Below are 17549 nucleotides of genomic sequence, written 5' to 3'. Positions count from 1 at the left end.
ACGCTCACGCGCTCACCCTATGTCCGCCCTCCGACGCCGCGCCGCGCCGTCCACGGGGCGGCGCGACCACCCCTGCTTACAGGTACTGGCCGGTGTTGGTGACCGTGTCGATGGTGCGCGGCGAGCCGCCCTCCCCCTTCTTCTGGACGATCGTGCGGATGAAGACGATGCGCTCGCCCTTCTTCCCGCTGATGCGCGCCCAGTCGTCGGGGTTGGTGGTGTTCGGCAGGTCCTCGTTCTCCTTGAACTCGTCGACGCACGCGGCGAGCAGGTGGTCGACGCGGATGCCGCGCTGGCCCGTGGCCAGGAGGTCCTTGATCGCCGACTTCTTCGCGCGGTCCACGACGTTCTGGATCATCGCGCCCGAGTTGAAGTCCTTGAAGTACAGGATCTCCTTGTCGCCGCTGGCGTAGGTGACCTCGAGGAACTGGTTCTCCTCCTCCTCGGAGTACATGCGCTCCACGACCGAGCGGATCATCGCGTCGAGGGCCTCGCGCTGGTTGCCGCCGTGCTCGGCGAGGTCGGCCGCGTGGATCGGCAGGTCCTCCGTGAGGTACTTGGCGAAGATCTCCTTGGCGCCCTCGGCGTCGGGCCGCTCGATCTTGATCTTCACGTCGAGGCGCCCGGGCCGCAGGATGGCAGGGTCGATCATGTCCTCGCGGTTCGACGCCCCGATGACGATGACGTTGTCCAGCCGCTCGACGCCGTCGATCTCGGCGAGGAGCTGGGGCACGATCGTCGTCTCGACGTCCGACGACAGGCCCGTCCCGCGGGTGCGGAACAGCGACTCCATCTCGTCGAAGAACACGACGACGGGCGTCCCCTGCGACGCCTTCTCCCGAGCGCGGGCGAAGATCAGCCGGATGTGCCGCTCGGTCTCGCCCACGTACTTGTTGAGCAGCTCGGGGCCCTTGACGTTGAGGAAGTAGCTGCGCGCCGCGCCCGAGCCGTCCTCCACCTGCTCGCCGCGCGCCCGCGCCACGGTGTGCGCGAGCGAGTTGGCGACGGCCTTGGCGATGAGCGTCTTGCCGCACCCGGGCGGCCCGTACAGCAGCACGCCCTTGGGCGGGTGCAGGCCGTGCTCGCGGAACAGGTCGGGGTGCGTGAACGGCAGCTCGACGGCGTCGCGGATCTGCTCGATCTGGGGCCCGAGACCGCCGATGTCCTCGTACTCGATGTCCGGGACCTCTTCGAGGACGAGCTCCTCGACCTCGGACTTCGGGATGACCTCGAACACGAAGCCGCTGCGCGTGTCGATGGTGAGCGAGTCGCCGACGCGGAGCGTCGTGCGCGCGACCGACCCGGCGAGCCGCACGACCCGCTCCTCGTCGGCCCGGCCGACGACGAGCACGCGGTCGGCGTCGAGGATCTCCTTGACCGTGACGATCTCGCCCGTGCGCTCGTAGCCGCCCGCGGCGACGACGGTCATCGCCTCGTTGAGCTTGACCTCCTGCCCCGGGCGCAGGCGCTGGACGTCGAGGCTGGGGCTCGCGCCGACGTGCATCTTGCGCCCGGCGGCGGACACGTCGACCGATCCGTCCGGGTGCGCGGCGAGGAACACCGCGTACGTGCCCGGGGGCTTGGCGAGGTCGTCGATCTGCCGCTTGAGGTCGAGGATCTGGTCCCGGGCCGCGCGCAGCGCCTCGGCGAGCCTCTCGTTCTTCGCGGACAGCAGCGCGAGCTCGCGCGCGCCGTCCTGCGGGGCCTGGTCGCTACGGCCGAATGTCTCGCTCATCGGGTGTCCCTCTCGCCGCCGGCTCGCCCGACCACGGGTGGACGGCGGACGACGGGCCTCGCGAGGCGCCCGTGCCGACCATCGTCCGGCGGTCGGGTGTAGACCTTAGGCACAAGTCTCGCCCGTGCACACGGACGACACCCAGGGTGAGACGGCGGCGCCCCGATCGTTACCGGACCGTCACGCGCCCGACACGTCGGGCGCCCCGCCGGCCTCGTCCGCGCCCTGCTGCACGCCGTGCTCCGCGCCACGGTCCGTGCTCTGCTCGGCGCCCGGACCGGTCGTCTGCTCGGGGCCCTGGCCGACGTCGCGCCGCACGCGCCGGATCTTCTTCTCGGAGACCGGGCGCTCGCCCAGCTCCTCGGGCGACCACTGCTCCGCGTCGGTCGGGTACGCGCCCTTGGCCGGGCGGCGCTTGCGCTCGGGCGGCGCGACGCCGTCCGCGAGGCGCCGTGCGGTGAGCAGGAACCCGGTGTGCCCGATCATGCGGTGCTGCGGCCGCACCGCGAGACCCTCGAGGTGCCAGCCGCGCACCATCGACTCCCACGCGACGGGCTCCGCGTAGCGGCCGTCGGCCCGCAGGTCCTCCGCGAGGCGCGAGAGCTGGGTCGTCGTGGCGACGTAGCACACGAGGACGCCGCCGGGCACGAGCGCGCGCGCGACGACGTCGAGGTTCTCCCAGGGCGCGAGCATGTCGAGCACGACGCGGTCGACCGTGCCGTCCTCGGCGACGGTCGGGAGCACGTCGGCGAGGTCGCCCACGGACAGCGTCCAGGCCGGGTGCTCGCCGCCGAAGAACGTCTCGACGTTGCCGCGCGCGATCGCGGCGAAGTCCTCGCGCCGCTCGATCGAGTGCAGCTCGCCCGCGTCGCCGACGGCGCGCAGCAGCGACATCGTCAGCGCGCCCGACCCGACGCCCGCCTCGACGACGCGCGCGCCCGGGAAGATGTCCGCCATCGCGACGATCTGGCCGGCGTCCTTCGGGTAGACGACCGCCGCGCCGCGGGGCATCGAGAGCACGTAGTCCGCGAGGAGCGGGCGCATCGCGAGGTACTCGATCTCGGCGGTGTTGCGCACGACGCTGCCCTCGGGGCGGCCGATGAGGTCGTCGTGCCGCAGGTAGCCCTTGTGCGTGTGGAACGTCGCGCCCGGCGCGAGCGTGATGGTGTGCAGGCGACCGCGCGGGTCCGTGAGCTGGACCTTGTCCCCCACGCGGAGCGGGCCGCGGCGCTCGTCCGCGCCCGTCGCGCCGGGGCGGTCGGACGCGCCGTGCGCGGGGGCGGCTGCGCCGTCCCCACCGGGCTGCGGGGTCGGGTGGCCGGGCGTGGTGGCGGGCTCGGAGGTCACGGGCGACCATCCTACGGGCCGCCCGCCCCGCGCCCGACGCCGGTCGGTCGCGCGCGCGGACGACGCGCCGGTCACCGTCCGCGTCGGGCGTCCCGCAGCGCCGCGACGACCCGGGCGACCTCGAGCGCGCCGACGACGCGGCCGCCGTCGGTCACGACGACGACCGCCGCGTCCCGCCCGACGCGCGAGAGCTCGGCGAGCATGTCCTGCCCCGCACCGTGGGCGTCGATCGTCGCGGCCCCGGGCAGGGGCACGGCGACGGCGCCGACCGGGGTCGTCTCCGCGGCGTCGGGCGGCACGGCCGCAGCGGCGGCGGGATCCACGTACCCGAGGGGCCGGCCCGCGCCGTCCACCAGGACGGCCACCACGTGCGGACCGCCCGCGAGCGCCACCGAGCGCCCGACCGCGCCGACCGTCGCCGTGGACGGCACGGCGACCGCGGGGCGCGCGAGGCTGCGGACGGTGAGCCCGGACACCGCCTCGCGGGTGCGCCCGACGGTGATGGCCTGCCCCGCGCCGCTCCACAGGAACGCCCCGATGAGCGCCGCCCAGGCGACGGTCCACAGGTCCGGCCGTCCGCCGTAGGTCAGCGGCCACACGAGCGCCCACGCGACGACCCCGACGGCGACCGCGCGCCCGACCCATCCCGCTGCGACCGTGCCCTTCGTCCGCGACCCGGTCGCGGCCCACACGGCGGACTCGAGGATCTGGCCGCCGTCGAGCGGGAGGCCGGGCAGGAGGTTGAAGAAGCCGACGAACGCGTTGGAGAACGCGGCCGCGTACAGCAGGAGGGCGGGCACGGAGAAGGTCGGCTGCGCCTGGAACGTCACCCAGAACACGACCGCGAGCGCCAGGTTGGTCAGCGGTCCGACGACCGAGATGAGGAAGCCGTCGAGCGGGCGCGCCGACGTCCCGGAGTACGCCGTGTGGCCGCCCCAGAGCGTCACCGCGAGCTCGGTCACGTGCTGGCCCCGGGCGCGCGCGACGAGCGCGTGGGCGACCTCGTGCAGGAAGACGGACGCGAAGAGCAGCAGCACGAACGCGAAGGACACGAGGTAGATCTCGGGGCCGAGGTGCGGGGCGAGCCGCTGCACCGTCGGCGCGAAGAGGACCGTGAGGATCGCCGCGGCGAGGAACCACGACGGCGTGAGGATCACCGGTGCGCCGACGACGCGGCCGATCACCCAGCCCTTCGTGCGCGGGCCTGCCGGTGCGGGCGTGCGGGGTGCTCGAGGTTCGGGTCCGTCCACCCTGAGAGCCTATGCGCTCGGCGGGTCCGTCCCGACGGCCCGCGCACCGTCGGGCAGGCCGTCCGGGCGGCTCAGGCGGCGTCGTCCTCCATGAGGTCGACGACGTCGCCCGCGACGAGCCGCGACAGGAGCGCGACGTCGACGAGCTCGAGCGACGGCGTCCGGCTCAGGCCCGGTGCCGGGAGCACCGGGACCACGGCCTCGACGCCCAGCGTCGCGGCCCCCGCGGCGCGGGCCGAGGCGATCCCCGCGGGCGAGTCCTCGATCGCGACGCAGCGCGTGACGTCGACGCCCAGGCGCTGCGCGGCGAGGAGGTAGGGCTCCGGGTCGGGCTTGCCGCGCTCGACCTCGTCGCCGCAGACCAGCACCTGGAACGCGTCCGGCGGCGCCATCTCGGCGATGGGCTGGGCGAGCTCGCGGTAGGACATCGTGACGAGCGCGCACGGCACGCCCGCCTCGCGCAGCGCCGTGAGGAGCTCGCGCGCGCCGGGCTGCCACGGCACCTCGACGCGCACCTGCTCGATCACGCGCCCGATGAGGAACGCGACGACCTCGTCCACCGGTAGGTCGACGCCGCCGCGCTCGCGCAGGATGCGCGCCGACTCGCGCAGCGGGTTCCCGACGAGCGACATCGCGTCCTCGTGCGTCCACGTGCCGCCGTGCGCGGCGACGAGCTCGTGCTCCGCCGCGATCCAGTAGGGCTCGGTGTCGACGAGCGTCCCGTCCATGTCCCACAGGACCGCCTCGGGCAACGCGGGGACCTCTAGACGCTCGGCAGAGCGCTGACCTGCGGACGTGCTGTCAGGACGAGAAGGCAAAGCGGTCTCCATCAACGGTCGTACGACGAACCCCTGCACCCTCGACCCTAACCGGGCGGCTCTGCCGCGGGCGCGCCGCCGTTCCTGGGCGTGCGGTCGCGCGCGACGGCTTCTGGCGACGCCGCTCCCGAACTCGCGCGCCGGTCGACAGAAGCGTGCGGCTTCCCTAGGCTGCTGAGCGCCCGCCACCGCCGTCGGGCCCGACGAAGGAGTCGCCATGTCCGCACCCCCCGTCCGCCGCCCGCTCGTGCTCGCCCTCGCCGGGGTGCTCGTGCTCGCCGGGACCGCGCTCCCCGCGAGCGCCGCCGTCCCCGACCCCGTGGTGACCGGCCCGGTGCCCGCGACGACGGCGCCCGGCGATCCCGCCCATGGATATCCGTTCCTCGCGACCGACTACGACCTGGCCGCGCGCGGCTACGTCGAGGAGGAGTTCTTCGTCGAGGGCGAGGCGACCCGCTACCAGGCGGACGGCGTGACGGACGCGACGGTCCTCAGCACCGGGCACGCGTTCCGGACCCGCGTCGTGGTGCGCCGGCCCGTCGACCCCGCGACGTTCAACGGCACGGTGATCGCCGAGTGGTACAACGTCTCGAACCAGTGGGACCAGGAGGTCGACTGGTTCCAGACGCACGAGCACCTGGTGCGCGAGGGCTACGCGTGGGTCGGGGTGTCGGCGCAGCGGGCGGGCGTGCACTCGCCCACCGGCCTACGGGCCTGGAGCCCCGAGCGCTACGGCACGCTCGACCTCACCGACGGCGGCACCGTGACCGACGACACCCTCTCGTGGGACGTCTTCAGCCAGGCCGTGGCCGCGGTGCGCGACCCCGCGGGCACGGCGCCGCTCGGTCCGCTCGAGGCGGAGCGCGTCGTCGCGACCGGGCACTCGCAGTCGGCGGGGCGGCTGTGGTCGTACGTGAACTCGGTCGACCCGCTCGCGGGGGTCGTCGACGCCGTCGTGCTGCACGGCGGGGGCGGCCTGCTGCGCGACGACCTCGAGACGCCGGTGTTCAAGATCAACAGCGAGACCGACGTCGCGATCGACCTCCTCGGGGCGGCGCAGCGCCAGCCCGACACCGACCTGCGGCGCACGTGGGAGGTCGCGGGCGCGTCGCACGGCGACTGGAAGCTCATCACCGACTACGGGAGGCTGCGGATCCGCGACGTCGGCTCCGCGCCCGGCGGCTACCCCGGGACGCCGCAGACGTGCGAGGAGCCGTCCGGCTCCCGGGTACCTCAGCACCTCGTCCAGGCGTCGGTGTACGACCACGTGGCCGCGTGGGTCGCGGACGGGACGGCCCCACCGTCGGCGGCGCCCATCACGCTGACCGACCAGGCGCCGCGCCAGGTGGTGCGCGACGAGCGCGGCCTGGGCCTGGGCGGCGTCCGGCTCGCGCAGCAGGACGTCCCGACGCGGATCAACTCCGGCGCCAACGCCGGGCCCGGGTTCTGCTTCCTCGACGGCGGCTCGCGCCCGGTCGACGACGCCACGCTCGCGGCCTGGTACCCGGACGTCGAGGACTACCGCGACGCCGTCGTCGCGTCGACCCGTGCCGCGGTGGAGGCGGGCTTCGTGGGTGCCGACGTCGCGGCCGACCCCTCCTGGTACACCGACGTCGTCGACCTCGTCGACGAGCGTGTCGCCGCGGGCACGGTCGAGCCGGAGGCCGGGGCGCAGGTCCAGGTCCGGATACGGCGCGCGCTCGAGGCCGCGGACCGGCGTGACTGGGACGCGGCGCAGACCCTGGTCCAGGAGGCGCTCGCTCTCGGCTCCACGGCGATCGAGGACGCCGGCGCGTCGGCGAGCGTCGTGCGCTCGACCACGGCCGTGCTCGGCGTCCTCGCGCTGTCCGCCGCCCTCGACGGCCCCGACGTCTCCGCGACCGCCGTCCCCCGGTGCCTGGCCGGGCGGGCGTACGTCGCGGTCCGCGCGACGAACGACGGCGCGGTGCCCGTGGACGTCACGCTGAGCACGCCGTTCGGTGAGCGCACCGTGGCGGGCGTCGCGCCCGGCGCGTCCGCGTACCAGTCGTTCTCGGCGCGCTCGGCCACGCTCGACGCGGGCAGCGCGCTGGTGACGGCCACGGGAGACGGGCGGTCGTCGTCGGACGACGTCGCCTACCCGGCGCTCGACTGCGGCTGAGGCGGCTACGCCGGGCGCGAACCCGCCCCGACGCCGTCGGGCCCGGCCGCATAGGCTGGGGTGATGACCGAGAACGCGACCGAGGGCACCCGCCAGACCGTGATGATCGCGGCGTTCGAGGGCTGGAACGACGCCGGGAGCGCCGCCACGGCCGCCCTCCAGCACCTGCACGAGGTGTGGGGCGCCGAGGACGTCGACGAGCTGGACCCGGAGGAGTACCACGACTTCCAGGTGAACCGCCCGGTCGTCACGACCGACGACGACGGCCGCCGCGAGATCACGTGGCCCACGACGACGATCGCGTCGGCGGTCCTGTCGCCGACGGGTCGCCGCGTGGTGCTCGTGCACGGCATCGAGCCGTCCATGCGCTGGCGCCGGTACTGCCGCGAGCTGCTCGACGTCGCGGAGGAGCACGGCGTGCGCACGGTCGTCACGCTCGGCGCGCTGCTCGCGGACGTGCCGCACACGCGGCCGATCCCCATGACGGCGACGTCGGAGAGCGTGGGCCTGCAGGCCGTGCTCGACGTCGAGCCGAGCACGTACGAGGGTCCGACGGGCATCGTCGGCGTCCTCCAGCACGCCGCGGCGGAGCGCGGGATGCAGTCCGTGTCGCTCTGGGCGGCCGTGCCGCACTACGTGGCGCACCCGCCGTCGCCCAAGGCGACGCTCGCGATCCTCGCGCGCATCGAGGAGCTGCTGTCCGAGCCGATCCCGCTGGGCGACCTGCCGGAGGACGCCGAGGCGTGGCAGCACGGCGTCGACGAGCTCGCCGCAGAGGACGCGGAGATCGCGGAGTACGTCCAGCAGCTCGAGGAGGCGAAGGACACGGCCGAGCTCCCCGAGGCGAGCGGCGAGGCCATCGCGCGCGAGTTCGAGCGCTACCTGCGCCGCCGCGACCGCGGCAACCCGGGCAAGGGCCCGACCGTCTGACGCACGGCCCGCCTCGCGGGCGGCGGTGTCAGCGCGGGGCGGCTCGTCAGAGCCGGACGCCCAGCAGGGCGTTCACCGCGCGCGCGACGACGCCCGGGGCGCCCTCCTCGTCGCGAGAGGTGTCACGACCGGGGCGCAGCGACTCCGCGGCCCAGGCGTCCACGGCGGCGAGCGCCGTCGGGGCGTCGAGGTCGTCGGCGAGCGCGGCGCGCACGGCCGCGAGCGTCGCGGTCGCGTCCGGGCCACCGTTGCCGGACACGGCGTCGCGCCACGTCTCGAGACGTCGCACGCCCGCGGGCAGGTCGTCGTCGGTCCACTCCCACTCGCCGCGGTAGTGGTGCGCGAGCAGCGCGAGGCGGATCGCCATCGGGTCGACGCCCGTAGCCCGCAGGTTCGACACGAGCACGAGGTTGCCGCGCGACTTGCTCATCTTCTCGCCCTCGTACGCGACGAGTCCGGCGTGCACGTGCGCGCGGGGCGCACCGCCGCCCGCGAGCATGCGGTCGTGCGACGACGACATCTCGTGGTGCGGGAACAGCAGGTCCGCTCCCCCGCCCTGCACGTCGAACGGCAGGCCGAGCCCGTCGCGCGAGATGACCGCGCACTCCACGTGCCAGCCGGGGCGGCCGGTGCCGAGCGCGCCGCCGTCCCACGCGGGCTCCCCCGGGCGCTCGCGGCGCCACAGCAGCGGGTCGAGCGCGTCCTTCTTGCCCTCGCGGTCGGGGTCGCCGCCGCGCTCGGCGAAGAGGTGCTCCATGACGTCGCGCGCGAGCCGTGAGACCGAGCCGAACGCGCAGTCGGCCGAGAGGTCGGCGTAGACGTCGCCCAGGCCGGGGTCGGTACCGCCCGCACCGGGCTCGACCGGGACGCGGTACGCGAGGCCCGCGTCGAGGAGCTGGGTCACCGCGTCCACGACGGCGGGGATCGTCTCCACCGCGCCCTCGTAGACGTCGGGCGGGACGACGCCGAGCGCCGTCATGTCCTCGGCGAACAGCGCGGTCTGCTCGACGGCGAGCGCGCGCCAGTCGACGCCGGTCGCGGCGGCACGCTCCAGCAGCGGGTCGTCGACGTCGGTGACGTTCGACGCGTAGCGCACGCGGTGCCCGGCGTCCGTCCACGCGCGCACGAGCAGGTCGAACGCGACGTAGGTGGCCGCGTGGCCGATGTGCGTCGCGTCGTAGGGCGTGATGCCGCACACGTACAGGGTGGCGTCCTCGCCCGCGGCGGCGACGACGAGCTCACGGGTCGACGAGTCGTGCACCCGGACCGGGAGGCCTCGTCCGGGGAGCTCGGGGATCTGCGGGGCGGGCCAGCTGTGCACGCGTCAACCTTAGCCGCCGGGGCGCCGCCGTCGGACCGCCGTCCGGCACGCGGGCGAGGCGCGGCGCCGCGCCCGACGGCGACCGGGCAGGTCCGTGCGGGGCGCGGGACAATGCGGACGTGACGAACCCCACCGAGCCGCGGACGGGCACCCCGCCCGACGGCGCGCCCGCCCCGGCGCCCCGACGACCGACCGTGCGCGCCGTCGCGGCGTGGACGGTCGAGCCCGGCGCCGACGGCGTGCACCCGGCCGATCCCGGCACCCTGGACACGCCTGGCGACCGGCACGCCGCCCGCGCCACGGTGACCTGGGCGCGTCTGGAGGACCTCGACGCCGTGCTCGACGCCGCGGCCCAGGTCACGACCGGGGTGGGCCCGACGCGGCAGGACCTCGCGCGGCACAACCGCCACCCCTTGGCGCACGTGCGCCGCGTCGCGGCGGACTGGCTCCTCCTGGTGACCCCGACGGCATGGTTCACCGAGTCGGACCGCCAGGTGCACACGGGCCAGTTCGCCGCGCTGCTCGGCCCGGGCCTCGTCCTCACCGCCGAGGAGGGCGACGCGGACGTGCACGCGATCATGCTCGACAAGGTCGCCGCGCCCGGCGACCCCCACGGCTCGCCCGTCCAGCGGATCGTCTCCGCCGCGGTCCTCGCCATCGTCGGCGGCGCCTCGCAGGTCGAGCTGGGCCTGGGCGACGCCGTCGCCGACACCGAGCGCGTGGTGTTCGACCAGCAGCGCGAGGACCCGGTCGAGCGCATCTACGACCTCAAGCGCGAGATCACCGAGGCGCGGCGCGCCCTGATGCCCGTCACGGCGGAGCTGCCCGAGCTGCTCGACCCGGACGTCCCCGACCACCTCGGGGTGAACCGGCGCATGCTCGAGCGCGTCGTGACGACGGTCGAACGGATCGACCGGCACCTCGACGCGCACGACGACCTGCTCTCGGACATGCTCCAGGTCCACATGACCCAGGTCTCGGTGCGGCAGAACGAGGACATGCGCAAGATCTCGGCGTGGGCGGCGATCCTCGTGTACCCGACGATCGTCGCGGGCGTGTACGGGATGAACTTCCGCAACATGCCGGAGCTGCACTGGGCGTTCGGCTACCCCTTCGCGCTCGCCCTCATGGCGGGCGGCTGCGTCCTGCTCTACCGCGTCTTCAAGCGCGTCGGCTGGCTCTGACCGCGGCCCGAGAGGGTCACGGCGTCGAGACGGCCGTCCCGCCCGGCTCCAGCACGCCCACGAGCAGGAGCAGCACGACGAGCGCCGCGAGCACGAGGCGGTAGACCACGAACGGCGTGTAGCTGAAGGTCGAGACGATCTTGAGGAACGCGATGATGACGAAGTACCCGACGACGAACGCGACGAGCGTCGCGATGAGGGTCGCCCCGGCGCCGGGGGCCCCGGGTGCCGGCTCGTCCGCGGACTTGAAGAGCTGGTAGAAGCCCGAGCCCATGACGGCCGGGATCGCGAGGAGGAACGAGTAGCGCGCCGCCGCCTCGCGCGTGAAGCCCATGAGCAGGCCGGCGGTGATCGTGCCGCCCGAGCGCGAGACGCCGGGGACGAGCGCGAGCGCCTGCGCGAAGCCGAACGCGACCGCCTGCCCGGCCGAGAGCTCGCGCAGCGTGCGCCGCTTGGCGCCGATGCGGTCGGCCCAGCCGAGCAGGAGCGCGAAGACCGCGAGCATGAGCGCCGTCAGGTAGAGGTTCCGGAACGTGTTCTCGATCGCGTCCTGGAACAGCAGGCCGAGCAGCACGATGGGCACCGAGCCGAGCGCGATGTACCAGGCCATCGCGGCGTCGTGGTCGTGCCGGCCGAGCCGCGCCCGCCAGTCCGTGCCGTGGTCGCCGCGCACCGAGCGCCACCACGCGGCGCAGATGCGCGCGATGTCCCGCCGGAAGTACAGCAGCACCGCCGTCTCGGTCCCGATCTGCGTGATCGCCGTGAAGGCGGCACCCGGGTCCTGCGACCCGATCAGCTCGCCGACGATGCGCAGGTGGGCGCTCGACGAGATCGGGAGGAACTCGGTCAGGCCCTGGACGAGGCCGAGGAGGACGGCTTCCCACGCGTTCACGAGCGGTCACGATACCCGCTCGGGGCGCGGCAGCCGCGCACGTGCAGACCCGCGACCGAGCGGGTGAACCTGGGCCGACCAGGTCGCCGACCGCGCGCCCCGACGGTCGCCCGCGGGCCCCCGCCGGTACCCTCGGCAACCATGGAGAACCGCCACCTCGGCAGCACCGGCCTGCGCGTGTCCGAGCTCGGGCTCGGCACCATGACGTGGGCCCGGGACACGGACGAGCTCGACGCGGCCGAGCAGCTGCGGGACTTCGTGGACGCCGGCGGCACCCTCGTGGACACGGCCGCCTCCTACGCCGACGGCGACGCCGAGTCGCTCCTCGGGTCGTTGCTCGGGGCGAAGGTCGACCGGCGAGACGTCCTGCTCTGCACCAAGGCGGGGGTGCGCCACACGCCGTCGGGCCCCGTGGTCGACGCGTCCCGCGGCGCGCTCCTCGACTCGCTCGACGACTCGCTCGCGCGCCTGGGCACCGACCACGTCGACCTGTTCCTCGTGCACGCGCCCGACCCGCGCACGCCGTTCACCGAGACGCTGTCGGCGCTGCGCCACGCGGTGACCTCCGGGCGCGCGCGCTACGTCGGGCTGTCCAACCACCCGGGATGGGCGACGGCGCGGGCCGCGACCCTCCTCGGCGGGACCGACGACGTCGGCCTCGCCGCCGTCCAGCTCGAGTACTCGCTGCTCCAGCGCGGCGCCGAGCGCGAGGTCGTCCCGGCCGCCGAGTCGCTGGGCCTGGGCCTGCTCGCGTGGTCCCCGCTCGGGCGCGGCGTCCTCACCGGCAAGTACCGGCGCTCGCTCCCCGCCGACTCGCGCGGCGCGTCCCCGCACCTCGCCGCGTTCGTCGAGCCGTACCTCGACCACGCGTCGTCGGGGATCGTCGAGGCCGTCGTCACCGCCGCGGAGGGCCTGGGCCGCGCGCCGCTCGATGTCGCGCTGTCCTGGCTCCTGGGGCGCCCCGCCGTCGCGAGCGCGGTGGTCGGTGCGCGCACCCCGGCGCAGCTGCGCACGTCGCTCGCCGCGACCGACCTCGTGCTTCCCGACGCCGTGCGCGCCGCGCTCGACGACGTGAGCGCGCTCGACGTCGGCTACCCCGAGCGGTGGTGACCCCGTCCTTCCCTCGGCGACCTCGGGCGGCTCAGCGCGCGCCGTCGGTCTCGAGCTCGCCGGAGAGGACGTCGTCGTCGAGCGTGTCGTCGAGGTCGTCGTCCTCCTCCGCGTCGTCGTCCTCGTCGTCCTCGTCGTCGTCCTCCTCCGCGAGGTAGAACGGCGTCGCCTCCCCGTGCACCTGTCCCAGCGCCTCGTCGTACACCTCGAAGGCGTCCCCGAGGACGTAGTAGGCGTCGTCGACCGCGGGGTCGTCCTCCCCGCGACGTGCGGCGACGGCGTTGTAGTGGGCTTCGAGCGCGGCGATGAACCGGTCGAGCGCGGCACGCGGGTCAGCGGTCATACCCTGACGGTAGCGCCGAGAGGGGCACAATGGCACTCGTTGGCCGGGTCGGTCCCACCACCCGGCCCGCGACCGAGACAGGCGAGAGAGGACGGTGGCACGTGGAGGAGAGGCCGACGTCACGCCGGAGGTCCGGATGGGCCGCGCACGGCGGGCAGTACGAGTACCGCGTCCTGACGATCGACCGCTCCACGAGCCGGTCGGACGCGAGCAGGCTCCTCACCGACGAGGCGGAGTACGGGCGCTGGGAGCTGGCCCGCACCCGGCTGTACGTCGGGGGCGAGCGCCGGGTCTGGCTGCGGCGCAAGATCATCCGGGTCAGCTCGACGCTGTGAGCACGAGCACGATCCGGTGAGAGCGGCCCGGTGAGCGGCGAGCACGAGGCGGCGCCGGCCGTCTTCACGAAGTCGCGCGCCGCGGCTCCGGCGGGGTTCTTCCGCTGCGAGGCCGCCGGGCTGGCATGGCTCGACGTCCCGGGCGGGCCGCGCGTCGCCCGCGTGCTCGACGTCGGCCCCGACCACCTCGACCTGGAGCGCGTGCCGACGACCGCGCCGACCCGCGAGGCGGCCCGGGCGTTCGGGCGGGCGCTCGCCGTCGTGCACGACACCGGGGCGCCGGCCTGGGGTGCTGCCCCGCCGGGGTGGTCCGGTGAGGCGTTCTTCGGCCCGCTCGACGACCCGCTGCCGCTGCCGACGGGCGCGTGGCCGGACTGGCCGACCTTCTACGCCGAGGCGCGCCTCCTGCCGGTCGCGCGGCAGGGCCGCGACCGGGGTGCGCTCGACGCCGAGGACGCGCGGCTCCTCGACCGCCTCGCCGCGCGCCTGACCGACCTCGCCCGCCCCGCGCTCGACCACGCGCCGGCGCGCGTGCACGGCGACCTCTGGTCGGGCAACGTGCTGTGGGCGCCAGGCCGGGGCGGCGCCCCGGACGACCGCACGGGCGGCTCGGCGGGCGCGGTCGAGGCCGTGCTCATCGACCCGGCCGCGCACGGCGGGCACCGCGAGGCCGACCTCGCGATGCTCGCGCTGTTCGGCGCGCCGTTCCTCGACGAGATCTTCGCCGCGTACGACGCCGCGCACCCGCTCGCGCGCGGGTGGCGCCACCGCGTCGCGCTGCACCAGGTGTACCCGGTCGCGGTGCACGCGGTGCTGTTCGGCGGGGGGTACCGCGCGCAGCTGCGCTCCTGCGTCCGAGCGCTGCTCGGCGAGACCTGACCGCGCGACGCCCTCCGGTCAGCAGGTGCGCAGGAGCCGGTCCAGGACGCGCACGCCGAACCGCAGCGAGTCGACGGGCACGCGCTCGTCGACGCCGTGGAACATGCCGGAGAAGTCGAGGTCGGCGGGCAGGCGCAGCGGCGCGAAGCCGTAGCCCGTGATCCCGAGCCGGGCGAGCGACTTGTTGTCCGTGCCGCCCGACAGCGTGTACGGCAGCACCGTCGCCTCCGGGTCCTCCGCGAGCAGCGAGTCCACCATCGCGTCCACCAGGTCGCCCTCGAACGGCACCTCGAGCGCGATGTCGCGGTGGATCTCCTCGACCCGCACGTGCTCGCCCGCGAGCGCGCGGAGCGTCGCGAACCCGTCCTCCTCGTGGCCCGGCAGGAGGCGCGCGTCGATCGCCGCCTCGGCGCGGCCGGGGATGACGTTCGCCTTGTAGCCCGCGGCGAGCTGCGTCGGGTTCGACGTGTGCCGCACCGTGGCGCCGACGAACCGCGACGCCGGGCCCAGCGCGGCCACGAGGGCCTCGATCGACCGGGAGTCCTCGGGGTCGTACCGCAGGCCCGTGAGGTCCGCCACGCCGCGCAGCAGCTTGTCGACCGTCGGCGTGAGCGTGTTCGGCCAGTGGTGCGTCCCGATGCGCGCGACCGCCTCGGCGAGCCGCGTCACCGCGTTGTCGTCGTTCACCTGCGACCCGTGCCCGGCGCGGCCCTCCGCGACGAGGCGCAGCCAGGCGATGCCCTTCTCCGCCGTCTGGAGCAGGTAGGCCCGCCGCCCCCCGACCTCGACCGAGAACCCGCCGACCTCGCTGATCGCCTCGGTCGCGCCCTCGAACAGCTCGGGCCGGTGGTCGACGGCGTAGCGCGCCCCGTAGGCACCGCCCGCCTCCTCGTCCGCGAAGAACGCGACGACGACGTCGCGCGCGGGCTTGCGGCCCTCGCGCACCATCTGGCGCACGACCGCGAGGATCATCGCGTCCATGTCCTTCATGTCGACGGCGCCGCGCCCCCACAGCAGGCCGTCGATCTCCTCGCCCGCGAACGGGTCCACCGACCAGTCCTCCGCCTGCGCGGGGACGACGTCGAGGTGACCGTGGAGCACGAGCGCCGGTCGCGTCGGGTCCGCGCCCTCGAGCCGCACGACGACGCTCGCCCGGCCGGGCTCCGACTCGAACAGCTCCGGCTCGAGCCCGACCTCGTGCAGCAGCCCCATGACGTACTCCGCGGCGGCCCGCTCCCCCGGGCCCGACCCGTCGCCGAAGTTCGACGTGTCGATGCGCAGCAGCTCGCGGCAGATCCGCACGACCTCGTCCTCGGCGCGCGGCACCGCGCCGGGGGTCGCGTCGGTCGCCGCGAGGGCGCTGGCCAGGGAGTCCGGGTGCGGAGCGGTCATGAGCGACACGCTACCCGTCGCCGCAGGACGCGCCGACCGCCGGGCCCGACCGCCCATATCCCGGACGCGCCGTCGTCCGGCGTGCGGCTCAGTGACCGCCGTGCGGGCCCCGAGCGAGGCCGCGGGGGCCCGTGCCGCCGAGGGGCGCGGCGTCGTGACCGGGGTGCGGGGAGCCGTCGGGCGCGTCGAGGCGCGACGGCGCCTGCTCGCCCGGGGCGACGACGACGAGCTGGCCCATCATGCCGCGGTCCTCGTGCGTGAGCAGGTGGCAGTGGAACATGTACGGGGTCGTCGGGTCGGTCGTGCCCTCGGCGGCGTCGAACCGCACGAGGAGTCGCGTCACGCGCCCCGGCTGGACGTAGACCGTGTCCTGCCAGCCGGCGAGGTCGGGGCCGGGCGGCTCGCCGGCGACGTCGAGCACGCGGAACCGGACGTCGTGCACGTGGAAGTTGTGCGGGGTGTCGTCGAGGCCCGTGACCTCCCAGACCTCGGTCTCGCCGACGGTGACGACCTCGTCGACCCGGTTCATGTCCATGGACCGGCCGTTGATCGCGCTCCCGGAGAGCTCGAAGCGCCGGGTGCGGACGGCGTCGGACTCGTCGAGCGCGTCGGCCGGGTCGGTCGCTCCGAGGACGGCCGGGACGTCCGGGCTGGGCGCGAGCGTCGCGGCCGCGCGCAGCTCGAGGAGGTCGAACGTGTCGTCCCCGCCGGAGAAGCGCTCGAACACGGGGTTGACGCCGAGGTCGGGCGGGAAGCTGCGCAGCACCTCGCGCTGCCCGGGCGTCAGAGTCACGACGACCTCGGCGCGGTCGCCGGGCGAGAGCCGGACCCGCTCGACGGTCTGCGGCGCGGCGAGCAGGCCGCCGTCGGTCCCGACGAGCCGGAACGCGCCCCCGTCGGCGAGCCCGACGTCGTAGACGCGCGAGTCGGAGCCGTTGAGCAGGCGGAGCCGGACGCGCTCGGTCGTGACGTCGAGGTAGGGGCCCGGCGTGCCGTTGACGAGGACCGTGTCGCCGAGCGTGCCGACCGGCGACAGGAACGACACCGCGTCGTCGAGCCGGCCGTCGGCGTGGAAGCGCTTGTCCTGGAGGATCACCGGGATGTCGTCGACGCCGTACTCGTGCGGCAGGTCGGCAGCCGGGCCCTCCGAACCGACGGGGTCGTCGAGGAGGAACATCCCCGCGAGGCCGCGGTACACCTGGTCCGCCGTGCGACCGTGCAGGTGCGGGTGGTACCAGAGCGTCGCGGCGGGCTGGTCGACCGTCCACGTGGGCGACCATGTCTTGCCGGGCTCGACCATCTGGTGCGGGCCGCCGTCCATCGCGGGCGGCAGGTGCATGCCGTGCCAGTGGAGCGTCGTCGTCTCGTCGAGCGCGTTCGTCACGTCGACGCGCACCCGCTCGCCCCGCGCGGCCCGCAGCGTGGGCCCGAGGTAGTCCCCGTTCAGGCCGATCGTCGGTGTGGGCGCGGACGCGCCGAGGTCCGCGAGGCCCGCGCGCGCCTCGAGCGCGAAGACGCGCACGCCGTCCTCCACGCGCGACTCCGCGAGGGGCGGGACGGCGAGAGCTCGGGTGAACTCCACGGCGCCGGCCGTGCTCGTCGCGGCGCGCGCCCACGCGACGCCGAGGACGGCGACGACCGTCCCGACGAGCAGGAGCGCGCCCAGGCCGAGCACGAGGACGACCCGCCGCGCACGGTGCGGCGGGCCCGCGGCCGGGACGACGGCGGGCGGGACGGTCGGCGAGGTCGGCATGGCGGCTGGGCTCCAGGGGACGACGGCGGCCTCCGGGACCGGGGCCGGTGGCGGCCCGGGCGAGGGCCACGTGTCGACGCTAGGAGGCCCGCGGGGCGTCGGGCGTCGGCCGGGCGGCGT

15 protein-coding genes are annotated in these 17549 nt (G+C 75.1%); 6 read left to right on the top strand and 9 right to left on the bottom strand.

The genetic code is table 11. The features are described 5' to 3' along the window. Positions 1 to 76: 76 nt before the first annotated feature. The 4 genes from arc to BXA05_RS09060 form a co-directional block, all read right to left on the bottom strand. Entirely contained in the window at positions 77 to 1735 is a 1659-nt protein-coding gene (gene arc, locus BXA05_RS09075; RefSeq protein WP_021479740.1) for a proteasome ATPase, read from the bottom strand. Between the two features lie 180 nt (positions 1736 to 1915). Continuing rightward, positions 1916 to 2947, bottom strand: a complete 1032-nt coding sequence (locus BXA05_RS09070; RefSeq protein ID WP_228485415.1) for a tRNA (adenine-N1)-methyltransferase — start codon at positions 2945 to 2947, stop codon at positions 1916 to 1918. Positions 2948 to 3153: 206 nt separating this feature from the next. Further along, positions 3154 to 4332, bottom strand: coding sequence for a site-2 protease family protein (locus tag BXA05_RS09065; protein WP_241005764.1), 1179 nt, complete (start codon positions 4330 to 4332; stop codon positions 3154 to 3156). 71 nt (positions 4333 to 4403) lie between these two features. Further along, positions 4404 to 5084: an HAD family hydrolase gene (locus BXA05_RS09060; protein ID WP_280174308.1), complete on the bottom strand. Its 681-nt coding sequence runs from the start codon at positions 5082 to 5084 to the stop codon at positions 4404 to 4406. 283 nt (positions 5085 to 5367) lie between these two features. Between BXA05_RS09060 and BXA05_RS09055 the strand changes: the two genes are divergently transcribed. Together BXA05_RS09055 and BXA05_RS09050 are read left to right on the top strand one after the other, a co-directional pair. Beyond that, entirely contained in the window at positions 5368 to 7290 is a 1923-nt protein-coding gene (locus BXA05_RS09055; RefSeq protein WP_076404772.1) for an alpha/beta hydrolase domain-containing protein, read from the top strand. A 63-nt stretch (positions 7291 to 7353) separates the two neighbouring features. Next, positions 7354 to 8220 carry a PAC2 family protein gene (locus tag BXA05_RS09050; protein ID WP_021482086.1) on the top strand — a complete coding sequence of 289 codons (867 nt, stop codon included), beginning with the start codon at positions 7354 to 7356 and terminating at the stop codon, positions 8218 to 8220. Between the two features lie 46 nt (positions 8221 to 8266). On the opposite strand, the gene mshC is transcribed toward BXA05_RS09050, so the two are convergent. Further along, positions 8267 to 9541 carry a cysteine--1-D-myo-inosityl 2-amino-2-deoxy-alpha-D-glucopyranoside ligase gene (mshC, locus tag BXA05_RS09045; RefSeq protein WP_076404771.1) on the bottom strand — a complete coding sequence of 425 codons (1275 nt, stop codon included), beginning with the start codon at positions 9539 to 9541 and terminating at the stop codon, positions 8267 to 8269. Between the two features lie 119 nt (positions 9542 to 9660). Here mshC and BXA05_RS09040 point away from each other — a divergent pair, with 119 nt between their 5' ends. Next, positions 9661 to 10725: a magnesium and cobalt transport protein CorA gene (locus tag BXA05_RS09040; RefSeq protein ID WP_076404770.1), complete on the top strand. Its 1065-nt coding sequence runs from the start codon at positions 9661 to 9663 to the stop codon at positions 10723 to 10725. 16 nt (positions 10726 to 10741) lie between these two features. On the opposite strand, the gene BXA05_RS09035 is transcribed toward BXA05_RS09040, so the two are convergent. Next, positions 10742 to 11617 carry an undecaprenyl-diphosphate phosphatase gene (locus BXA05_RS09035; protein WP_021482775.1) on the bottom strand — a complete coding sequence of 292 codons (876 nt, stop codon included), beginning with the start codon at positions 11615 to 11617 and terminating at the stop codon, positions 10742 to 10744. A gap of 141 nt (positions 11618 to 11758) precedes the next feature. Between BXA05_RS09035 and BXA05_RS09030 the strand changes: the two genes are divergently transcribed. Then, positions 11759 to 12727 carry an aldo/keto reductase gene (locus BXA05_RS09030; protein WP_034651393.1) on the top strand — a complete coding sequence of 323 codons (969 nt, stop codon included), beginning with the start codon at positions 11759 to 11761 and terminating at the stop codon, positions 12725 to 12727. 31 nt (positions 12728 to 12758) lie between these two features. Here the strand turns inward: BXA05_RS09030 and BXA05_RS09025 are convergent, their stop codons facing one another. Then, on the bottom strand, positions 12759 to 13070 hold the full coding sequence (locus BXA05_RS09025; RefSeq protein ID WP_034651396.1) for a hypothetical protein: 312 nt from the start codon (positions 13068 to 13070) through the stop codon (positions 12759 to 12761). Positions 13071 to 13171: 101 nt separating this feature from the next. Between BXA05_RS09025 and BXA05_RS09020 the strand changes: the two genes are divergently transcribed. Both BXA05_RS09020 and BXA05_RS09015 read left to right on the top strand, forming a co-directional pair. Further along, the gene (locus BXA05_RS09020) at positions 13172 to 13405 is read left to right on the top strand and encodes a DUF5703 family protein (protein ID WP_009861400.1); all 234 of its coding nucleotides are present in this window, start codon (positions 13172 to 13174) and stop codon (positions 13403 to 13405) included. 30 nt (positions 13406 to 13435) lie between these two features. Further along, positions 13436 to 14284 carry a fructosamine kinase family protein gene (locus BXA05_RS09015; RefSeq protein ID WP_076404769.1) on the top strand — a complete coding sequence of 283 codons (849 nt, stop codon included), beginning with the start codon at positions 13436 to 13438 and terminating at the stop codon, positions 14282 to 14284. 18 nt (positions 14285 to 14302) lie between these two features. On the opposite strand, the gene BXA05_RS09010 is transcribed toward BXA05_RS09015, so the two are convergent. Together BXA05_RS09010 and BXA05_RS09005 are read right to left on the bottom strand one after the other, a co-directional pair. Next, entirely contained in the window at positions 14303 to 15676 is a 1374-nt protein-coding gene (locus BXA05_RS09010) for a M20/M25/M40 family metallo-hydrolase (RefSeq protein ID WP_083711805.1), read from the bottom strand. A gap of 88 nt (positions 15677 to 15764) precedes the next feature. Next, positions 15765 to 17429, bottom strand: a complete 1665-nt coding sequence (locus tag BXA05_RS09005; protein WP_083711762.1) for a multicopper oxidase family protein — start codon at positions 17427 to 17429, stop codon at positions 15765 to 15767. Positions 17430 to 17549 lie beyond the last annotated feature (120 nt).

Source organism: Cellulosimicrobium funkei (assembly GCF_900155925.1).
In the GTDB taxonomy this organism is placed as follows: Bacteria; Actinomycetota; Actinomycetes; order Actinomycetales; family Cellulomonadaceae; genus Cellulosimicrobium; species Cellulosimicrobium funkei.
The sequence above is the reverse complement of the archived record's forward strand: the minus strand, read 5'-3'. Positions and strand labels throughout refer to the sequence as shown.

Excerpts from the sequence above, each read along its gene's own strand:
- BXA05_RS09025 (WP_034651396.1), bottom strand. The coding sequence starts at position 13,070 with ATGACCGCTGACCCGCGTGCCGCGCTCGACCGGTTCATCGCCGCGCTC.
- BXA05_RS09055 (WP_076404772.1), top strand. The coding sequence starts at position 5,368 with ATGTCCGCACCCCCCGTCCGCCGCCCGCTCGTGCTCGCCCTCGCCGGG.
- BXA05_RS09050 (WP_021482086.1), top strand. The coding sequence starts at position 7,354 with ATGACCGAGAACGCGACCGAGGGCACCCGCCAGACCGTGATGATCGCG.
- arc (WP_021479740.1), bottom strand. The coding sequence starts at position 1,735 with ATGAGCGAGACATTCGGCCGTAGCGACCAGGCCCCGCAGGACGGCGCG.
- BXA05_RS09030 (WP_034651393.1), top strand. The coding sequence starts at position 11,759 with ATGGAGAACCGCCACCTCGGCAGCACCGGCCTGCGCGTGTCCGAGCTC.
- BXA05_RS09005 (WP_083711762.1), bottom strand. The coding sequence starts at position 17,429 with ATGCCGACCTCGCCGACCGTCCCGCCCGCCGTCGTCCCGGCCGCGGGC.
- BXA05_RS09010 (WP_083711805.1), bottom strand. The coding sequence starts at position 15,676 with ATGACCGCTCCGCACCCGGACTCCCTGGCCAGCGCCCTCGCGGCGACC.